The 8035-nt window shown below is 48.0% G+C and carries 5 protein-coding genes; 1 reads left to right on the top strand and 4 read right to left on the bottom strand.

From position 1 onward, the window contains the following. Positions 1 to 117: 117 nt before the first annotated feature. From MMG82_RS20935 to MMG82_RS20925, 3 genes are all read right to left on the bottom strand, one after another. The gene (locus MMG82_RS20935) at positions 118 to 1125 is read right to left on the bottom strand and encodes a patatin family protein (RefSeq protein ID WP_241407375.1); all 1008 of its coding nucleotides are present in this window, start codon (positions 1123 to 1125) and stop codon (positions 118 to 120) included. A 264-nt stretch (positions 1126 to 1389) separates the two neighbouring features. Next, the gene (locus tag MMG82_RS20930) at positions 1390 to 3606 is read right to left on the bottom strand and encodes a TonB-dependent siderophore receptor (protein WP_047540396.1); all 2217 of its coding nucleotides are present in this window, start codon (positions 3604 to 3606) and stop codon (positions 1390 to 1392) included. A 293-nt stretch (positions 3607 to 3899) separates the two neighbouring features. Beyond that, complete coding sequence (locus tag MMG82_RS20925; protein ID WP_241407374.1) at positions 3900 to 5690, bottom strand: acyl-CoA dehydrogenase C-terminal domain-containing protein; 1791 nt, start codon at positions 5688 to 5690, stop codon at positions 3900 to 3902. A gap of 227 nt (positions 5691 to 5917) precedes the next feature. Here MMG82_RS20925 and MMG82_RS20920 point away from each other — a divergent pair, with 227 nt between their 5' ends. Beyond that, complete coding sequence (locus MMG82_RS20920) at positions 5918 to 6766, top strand: D-hexose-6-phosphate mutarotase (RefSeq protein ID WP_047536720.1); 849 nt, start codon at positions 5918 to 5920, stop codon at positions 6764 to 6766. Positions 6767 to 6862: 96 nt separating this feature from the next. Here MMG82_RS20920 and MMG82_RS20915 read toward each other — a convergent pair whose 3' ends face one another. After that, positions 6863 to 7738 carry an NAD(P)-dependent oxidoreductase gene (locus MMG82_RS20915; RefSeq protein WP_037419720.1) on the bottom strand — a complete coding sequence of 292 codons (876 nt, stop codon included), beginning with the start codon at positions 7736 to 7738 and terminating at the stop codon, positions 6863 to 6865. Between the last annotated feature and the right edge of the window lie 297 nt (positions 7739 to 8035).

Genomic DNA, 8035 nt, shown 5'->3' with positions numbered 1-8035 from the left:
CTCGGGTGGCTTTATTACCTTTAACGCTTTGCCCCATTCATTTAGCTTTGCCAAGCAAGCTAAAATACGGCCGAGCAATAATACCTTGAGTGATTCAAGAAGAAGCGAACCAATGACCTAGGCCGATATTGCCAATGGTAAAACTGGCGTCACATCTTTAGCCTTAGAGATTTGCCAAGAGAACCCAGCAAGAAACGCCTTTCCCGCCTTTATTCCTTGCAGGTAATCAATCCGTAAATCCGCATCTGTGCTACCTAACAGCTTACTCTGTAATGGTGACTTCGCAAAAATCTGCACAATTTCAACATCATCGGGAGGATTGGCAATAAAGTCTAGCTCGGCCTGATAGGCCTCTTCATGCTGCACTAAGTAATCAATGGTCTTAGGGCAAAAACCTGAGACGCAGATCCACGACTTGAGTTTATGTACCCAAGCGGATTGGGCTTGAAAATCCTCATTCACCGTTCTGACCACCACAATTTTGCGGGCACCCCGTTTATACGCCTCACGCACGGGTAGCGGCGCCGCTAAGCCACCATCGAGGTAAAAGTCTTGCTCGGGTTCGAGTGTCGCATCGCTATGATTAGCAGATCCAATCCCTAACCAAGGTGTTAACTTCACCCCTTGTTTATATAAAAAAGGCAATGCGCTAGAGGCTTTAAGTAGTTCACGCCAGTGATCGTGGTTGGTTGGGCTCAAAAAATACCCTTGGCGATCGCTGACTCGCGTGGTGGTGATAAGAAGTTCTCGCCCACGGAGGGATTGACTCGCCGCGGCTAAATCTAGCTTAAAGCTTCCACGTTGAATCTGGTCAAAATACCAGTCGAGATCGATCACATTGGCGCCAATCAGACCTCGTCCTAATTGATAGAAGCGTTTATGACGCGTTAAGCCACGGATAAGTTTTTTAGCGTATCCCTTTTGCCTAGCTAAGAAACTCGTCAAGTTTTGCGAGCCAGCGGAGGTACCAATCAATAAATCGAAAGGGTCGAACTCCGCATCAAGCCAAGCATCGAGTACGCCTGCGGTAAAAATACCGCGCTGACCACCACCCTCTGCAATTAACGCCACTTTAGGCGCGGTAACAGATTGAGAAGCTGAGGATAAATGGTTAATCGGCGGCATAACTGACCTTATCGCAATGGAGAATAGATAAGCCCAGTCTAAACAAAGAAAGTCATAGTAAAAAACGGATAGAATCTATTGTTGTAATCGATAAATAAATATAAGAAGCGTTTTGCGTGAATTAAAGCACTTTAGCAACGATGCAATACTCGCATACATAGTTAAAAGCTATAGGTAACGTTGCTTGTAGATACAATGCGTTGCATATGCAATCTAAGCCCGCGAATCGTCACGCTGGCTTAGATTGCACTTGGTTTCTTAACGTTAGAACTTATGGCTCAGTTCAAGCGTGACATTGCGCGGCTCACCGGGGAAATGGCCATTGCGCTCACTAAAACCGCTGACAGCATATTCCTTATCGAAGATATTCTTCAGATTTACGCGCACTTGGGTTTGGTCCCACTGGGTCGTCCAGCTCATATCAAACACCGTATGGGGTTTTACCGTTTGACCATTGAGACTAAATTGCTCGCCTACATAGTCCATCCCAAAGGCAATGGCGGAATCAATCGCTTGAATATCGTAGCGCGTCCATAGCCCTGCTTGATGGCGCGGCGCATTGGCAAAGTGTTTGCCGTCGCCAAAGGTGTTGGTTAGGCTGTCGTTGGTCACGCCTTTAATCACTTCGGTATCGTTATAGGCATAGTTAGCCGTTACGGTAAGGTTATCTGTGAGATCGCCCACCAGCGTCCATTCCACCCCTTGGCTACGTACTTCGCCAAAATTAACTAAATTCGGAATACCATCGTCATCCCCAGTATCTAAAGGGTTAGCCTGGGCCACATTTTGTTTTTCAATGCGATAGAGTGCAAGCGTGGTCATAAACTGGCCATCGAGCCACTCGTTTTTCATCCCAAGTTCTATTTGATTACCAGTTTCGGGATCGAGTGCGCCGTCGCTTTTGATGCTCTCTTGATCAGACAATGCTGCCGGATTGAAACTCTCTGAGTAGTTCAAGTAGAAAGACATCGCATCGATTGGACGATAATTCAATCCAGCCCTTGGGGTAATGGCATTATCGCTAAAGGAGAATCCGGTCTTTTTATCGTAATCATCAAACTGGCTGAAGCGTAGACCCGCAATTAAAGACCACTGCTCGTTGAAATGCAGATGCTCTTGCAAATAGAGGCCAAAACGGTTGGCACGGGTACCGTCGGTATCCATGTCTTTCAACTGATAAGCACTTGGGTTTGTTTCGCCGTAATTCAGCTCAAAGATATTCAGATTACCCACGCCTTCCTTACTGGTCGCCAACTTGTAACGGTACTCGGTTTCAACATAGTGATAATCACCACCAAACAGGAACTCATGCTCAAAACCTAAGGCGTTAAAACGATAGACAAAATCATTGGTTAAACTGATTTCGTCATTGGCACGGGATTGGACACGATATTCACGTTTGATCGTACCATCTGCGCTGTTTGCCTTGCCATCACCGTTCACATCGACCCAACCACGGGATTCGTGATATTGCTGATCGGATTCATTATTCAGGTAACGAATTTGAGTTTTTACCGAAAAAACATCACTAAATTGATGATCGAGAATCGCTTGCAGCACCAAGGCATCCATTTTCTGGAAATCGCTTTTCTCGTTGGCATTGTAGGAAGGATCGACAAGGAAATTACCCGCATCATCCACGGGTACGCCACGGAGTCGATTGCCACCCAAATCCTGCCTTATCAGATCGAAGGTGGTGGTGAGCTTGGTATCTTCACTGATTTCATAGAGTAAGCCACCAGCCACTTCGGCATTTAAGCTATCGGCATTGTTACGAAAGCTATCTTCCTGCTGATAGTAGCCCCCCAATCGATAGGCTAAATCCTCAGTTAAACCGCCAGTGAAATCCAGCGAGCCGCCCATCATGTCGTAGCTACCCGTGCTTAGGGTGAGATCTTTACGCTCGATAAAGGTCGGTTTCTTCGTCACATAGTTAATCATTCCGCCGGGTTCACCGCCGCCATAGAGTGCCGATGCAGGGCCTTTTAATACTTCAACCCGCTGTACGTTGAACAGTTGTGGCACCGAAAATCCCGAATACGGGTCGCCACGTACACCATCGTAAAACACGTTGGCATCATCGCGAAAGCCACGAAAGGTCACGCCGGAATAGCTAAATTCACTCACACCGGCAATGGAGCGGTATAAGTCAGTGATGTTACGAGCGGCTTGATCGTCAATCAGTTGCTCGGTCAGTACTTGTACTGACTGCGGCAATTCCATCACATTGATTGCCGTTTTAGTGCCGATTTCAGTCTCTTTATCAACATACATTTGCATGGCGCGACCACGCACGACAATTCGCTCTGGCGCCTTAGTCTCGGCTTGTGTGCTGGCTTGCGTGTTGGTTTGCATAGCAACTTGTGCCGTTGAAGCACTTTCTTGCTCGGGTTTACGCTCTTGAGCGTTAGGCTCAGCTGCAAAGGCCAAATGCGGCATCAGGGCAAGCGTTAGTATTGAATAGGCAAAACGTGTTTTCACAAAGTCCCCCAACCTTGAGCAAACCTGTGGTTTACCCATATCATCAAAATGTGCCGTCATTATAAAGTTTGATTACTAGATGACAATAATTCTCATTTAAATTTACATCGTTCAGGATTTGTAACAATTGTAAAGAGAGTCTACTCGTTATGTGTGGATATAGCGGCATGACTCTTAGCGCATAGCACTTACTGAATGGCGCTTAACGAAAGCCATCTCCAATAAAAAAGCCAGCATCACTTTGCTGGCTTATTGTTGTTTTTTACTGGATATAACACTGCGGATGTAAATACTTAAAAAATAGTTTCATCAAGCGTGGTTAGCATCTCACTCGCCAGCTCCAACTGTTTACGCAGGCTGCGGCTTTGCTCGGCCCAATACGCCATATAAAAGTCCGCCGTTTTCAGTTTAGCCTGGTAAAACTCCGCCTCTTGCGTGCCATTTGCGAGCGCAGTTAGTGCAATCTTGGCCATACGCGCCCACATCCATGCCAGAGCCGTAATGCCAAATAACTCCAGATACGCCATCGATGCCGCGCCGATAATGTCGGGATTGCTTGCTGCATGGCTCGCTAAATAACCACTCGCCTTTTGTAAATCGGTGGCGCAATCCATTAGCCCACTCACATAGGGCTGCATTTGCGCATCTTTGCTCTGCGATTGAATAAATTCGGTAACAAGCACAGACCATTGCTGCATAGCCGCACCACGGTCACTCAGCAGTTTACGGCCAACTAAATCGAGCGCCTGAATACCGTTTGTACCTTCATAAATCAGTGCAATACGGCTATCACGCACAAATTGCTCCATCCCCCACTCGTGAATATAACCATGGCCACCAAACACTTGCTGCGCATCCACGCAGGCATTAAAGCCTCGATTAGTGATAAAGCCTTTCACCACAGGCGTAAACAAGGCCGCTAATTGCGAGGCCGCTTTGGCTTTTGCAGGATCGCTATGGCGCTCTGCCTCATCGAGCCACAACGCCTGTTGGCCAACCAGAGCCCGAGCACCTTCATTAAAGGCTTTTTGCGATAACAACATCCGGCGCACATCACCGTGTACCAAAATCGGGTCGGCAGCTTTTTCAGGCGCTTTAGCGCCACTAATGGCGCGGCTCTGCAATCTGTCCTTGGCATAGGCTAAGGCATTTTGATAGGCGATTTCGGACACGCCTAATCCCTGCATTCCAACCCCCAAACGCGCTTGGTTCATCATGGTAAACATGGCGCGCAGCCCTTGGTGGGGTTCTCCCACTAACTCACCGAGTGCATCCTCAAATACCATCACACAGGTTGAGTTGCCGTGGATGCCCATTTTATGCTCAAGCCCACTGGCATAGAGGCTGTTCGCCTCACCTAAACTGCCATCACTGTTCACTAACACTTTGGGCACAGCAAACAGCGAAATGCCCTTAACCCCTTCGGGCGCATCGGGCAAGCGTGCTAACACTAAGTGCACTATGTTATCGGTAAATTGATGGTCGCCCGAGGAGATAAAAATCTTCTCACCTGTTATCGCAAAGTAGCCGTCCGCCGCAGGCACGGCCTTAGTACGCAATAGTGCTAAGTCGGTTCCGGCATGGGATTCGGTTAGGTTCATGGTGCCAGTCCATTCACCACTCACTAATTTGGCTAAGTATTTCTGTTTAAGTGCCTCACTGCCGTGGGCATGAATGGCCGCATAGGCGCCGTGGGTAAGGCCGGGATACATGGCAAAGGCCATGTTAGTCGAGGTTTGCATCTCGGTGGCGAAAATCCCGACTACTTCGGGCAGTCCTTGGCCACCGTATGCAGGATCGCAGGTCAGTGTCGGCCAACCATTGTCGACAAACTGCTGATAGGCGTCGGCAAAACCTTCGGGGGTAACCACTTTGCCATCCACGAGTTTGCAGCCCTGCACATCCCCCACGCTATTTAACGGCAACATCACCTCAGTACTGAAATCCGCCATACCTTGGAGGATGGCATCGACCAAATCGGGGTCGATCTCATCGAAGCCTTTTAGGGCATCTTGCTGATAAATATGCAACATTTCATCGAGGATAAATTGATAGTCACGCAGTGGTGCTTGATAGACTGGCATAATCGCTTCCCTTTCTTGTTTTATGGCAATGGACTAAGTGCTCTGACCACTTTAGCTAAATCTGTTGAAAAAGGAAGCATCTGAGCCTCTGTGCAGTGACTTTTGTTTGCACAATCGAACAGCAAAACCGTAAATTGATCGCAACAAAGGCTTATGCTCAAGTGCAAAAGTTTGTAAGCTAAGTGTCTGTATTGCTGATACGTCATCAGGTTGAGGATATTGTTACTATGGGTTCTGTTACCACCAAAAAACACGCAAACGGGCTCGATTATGTCGAAGTGAACACTGCGTTATGCCAAGCAAGGATTTTTTTACAGGGCGCGCAAATCGATCATTTTCAACCCGTAGGTAAGCCCCCCTTATTATGGGTGTCTTCAGCGGATGACTATCAACCCGGTAATGGGATCCGTGGCGGAGTGCCCGTCTGCTGGCCTTGGTTTGGTATGAGCAATCAAGCTAATTTCCCACAACATGGTTTTGCCCGTACCCGAATTTGGACACTCGAGTCGGTTGAGATGCGTAATCAACTGGTGGATTTACGTTTTAGCTTAACTATCAGCGAAGAAGATAAGGTCTTTTGGCCGCACCATACCCAAGTCAACGTACTCTTTACCTTAGGTGAAACCTTAAGTATCAGCTTAGTTAACACTAACCTTGGCGATGTCCCGGTTACACTCACCCAAGCGCTACACAGCTATTTTCCGATTGAAGATATTCACCAGCTTAAAGCCACTGGTTTTAGCGGTGCTCAATATATTGAGTTTTCCGAAGGGCCTTACCCGCAAACGACGGATGACGTGCTATTTGACCGCGAAACCGACCGCGTTTACACCAACCTAGGTCCAGTACAACACTTACATACGCCCAAAGGTGTGATTGAAGTGAGCCGTGAAAATAGCCACTCGGCCGTGTTGTGGAACCCTTGGATTGAAAAATCGACCCGTCTTGCCCGCTTTAATGACGATGACTATCTCACCATGGTGTGTCTCGAAGCCGCCAATGTGCTTGAAGATAAGTTAACGCTGGCTCCCGGCGAGAGCCACAGTTTAGTTACCCATATTCGCTGGGCAGACTAATCGGTTTTTATCACCTCATCAATGAAAAGCCTAGTGCATGACTGGGCTTTTTTATGCCATCAAATCCACTATGGCCAGCTGTTTGGCAATAACCGCCTACTTAGGGTTTTTCTCAAAACGCGCTAACAAGCTTGAGGTGTCCCAGCGATTACCGCCCATGGCTTGAACTTCAGAATAAAACTGATCCACTAACGCGGTTAAGGGTAAGTGCGAGCCATTGCGGCGAGCTTCTTCTAGGGCAATGCCTAAATCCTTACGCATCCAATCGACGGCAAAACCAAAATCATAGTTTTGTGCCCACATGGTCTTGTAGCGATTTTCCATTTGCCAGCTTTGCGCCGCACCTTTACTGATCACTTCCACCACTTTTTCACCGTCAAGACCGGCCTTACGAGCAAATTGCAGCGCTTCGGCAAGGCCTTGAACCACACCTGCGATACAAATTTGGTTGACCATCTTAGTGAGTTGGCCGGCACCTACCTCACCTAAGCGCTCTGCGCAGCGCGCAAACGCTTCGATAACGGGCTTTACACGCTCGAACGCGGCTTGATCGCCCCCGACCATCACAGTCAGTACGCCATTTTCGGCACCAGCTTGGCCACCCGATACAGGCGCATCGAGAAAATCGACGCCTTTTTCGGCCAGCACTTTATGTAATTCACGGGCCACATCGGCTGAAGCCGTCGTATGGTCCACCAATACAGTGCCTTGAGCCATACCATGGAGCAGGCCATCATTGCCTAATACCACTTCACGCAAGTCGTTATCGTTGCCTACGCAGGTAAAAACAATATCTTGGCCGATTGCCGCCTCTTTAGGCGTTGGGCAGCAGCGACCACCGTAGTTCTCGACCCAGGTTTGTGCCTTGGCAAAAGTGCGGTTATACACAGTAACCTCATGGCCCTTGTTGAGTAAGTGTCTTGCCATGGGGTAACCCATTACGCCTAAACCAATAAATGCGACTTTTGCCATGAGGAACTCCTTTAATTGATAAACAAGGTGAAACGTTTTACACCACACATTTGCACTGCGTTCATTTAACCTCACTGAATTAACACAATAGATTAACGACACACAGGATGCGCGCTTATGTTACTCCGAGAAAGACCCGACCCAAACTAAAAAAATGCGAGCAAGTGTTTCAACTTAAAAGGTCAATCTGTAGCTAAAACGGTGGCGGCAGTGTAGCACTCGATTAGGCGAGCGTCAGAGTAAAAATGCCCTTGGTAACAAACGCAGTGTTCGACAGAAACAACAAAGGCGCACAGA

This window comes from Shewanella sp. MM_2022_3, from assembly GCF_022557375.1.
Taxonomy (GTDB): domain Bacteria; phylum Pseudomonadota; class Gammaproteobacteria; order Enterobacterales; family Shewanellaceae; genus Shewanella; species Shewanella xiamenensis.
This window is presented reverse-complemented; position numbering and strand designations above follow the sequence as displayed.

Excerpts from the sequence above, each read along its gene's own strand:
- MMG82_RS20935 (WP_241407375.1), bottom strand. The coding sequence starts at position 1,125 with ATGCCGCCGATTAACCATTTATCCTCAGCTTCTCAATCTGTTACCGCG.
- MMG82_RS20915 (WP_037419720.1), bottom strand. The coding sequence starts at position 7,738 with ATGGCAAAAGTCGCATTTATTGGTTTAGGCGTAATGGGTTACCCCATG.
- MMG82_RS20925 (WP_241407374.1), bottom strand. The coding sequence starts at position 5,690 with ATGCCAGTCTATCAAGCACCACTGCGTGACTATCAATTTATCCTCGAT.
- MMG82_RS20920 (WP_047536720.1), top strand. The coding sequence starts at position 5,918 with ATGGGTTCTGTTACCACCAAAAAACACGCAAACGGGCTCGATTATGTC.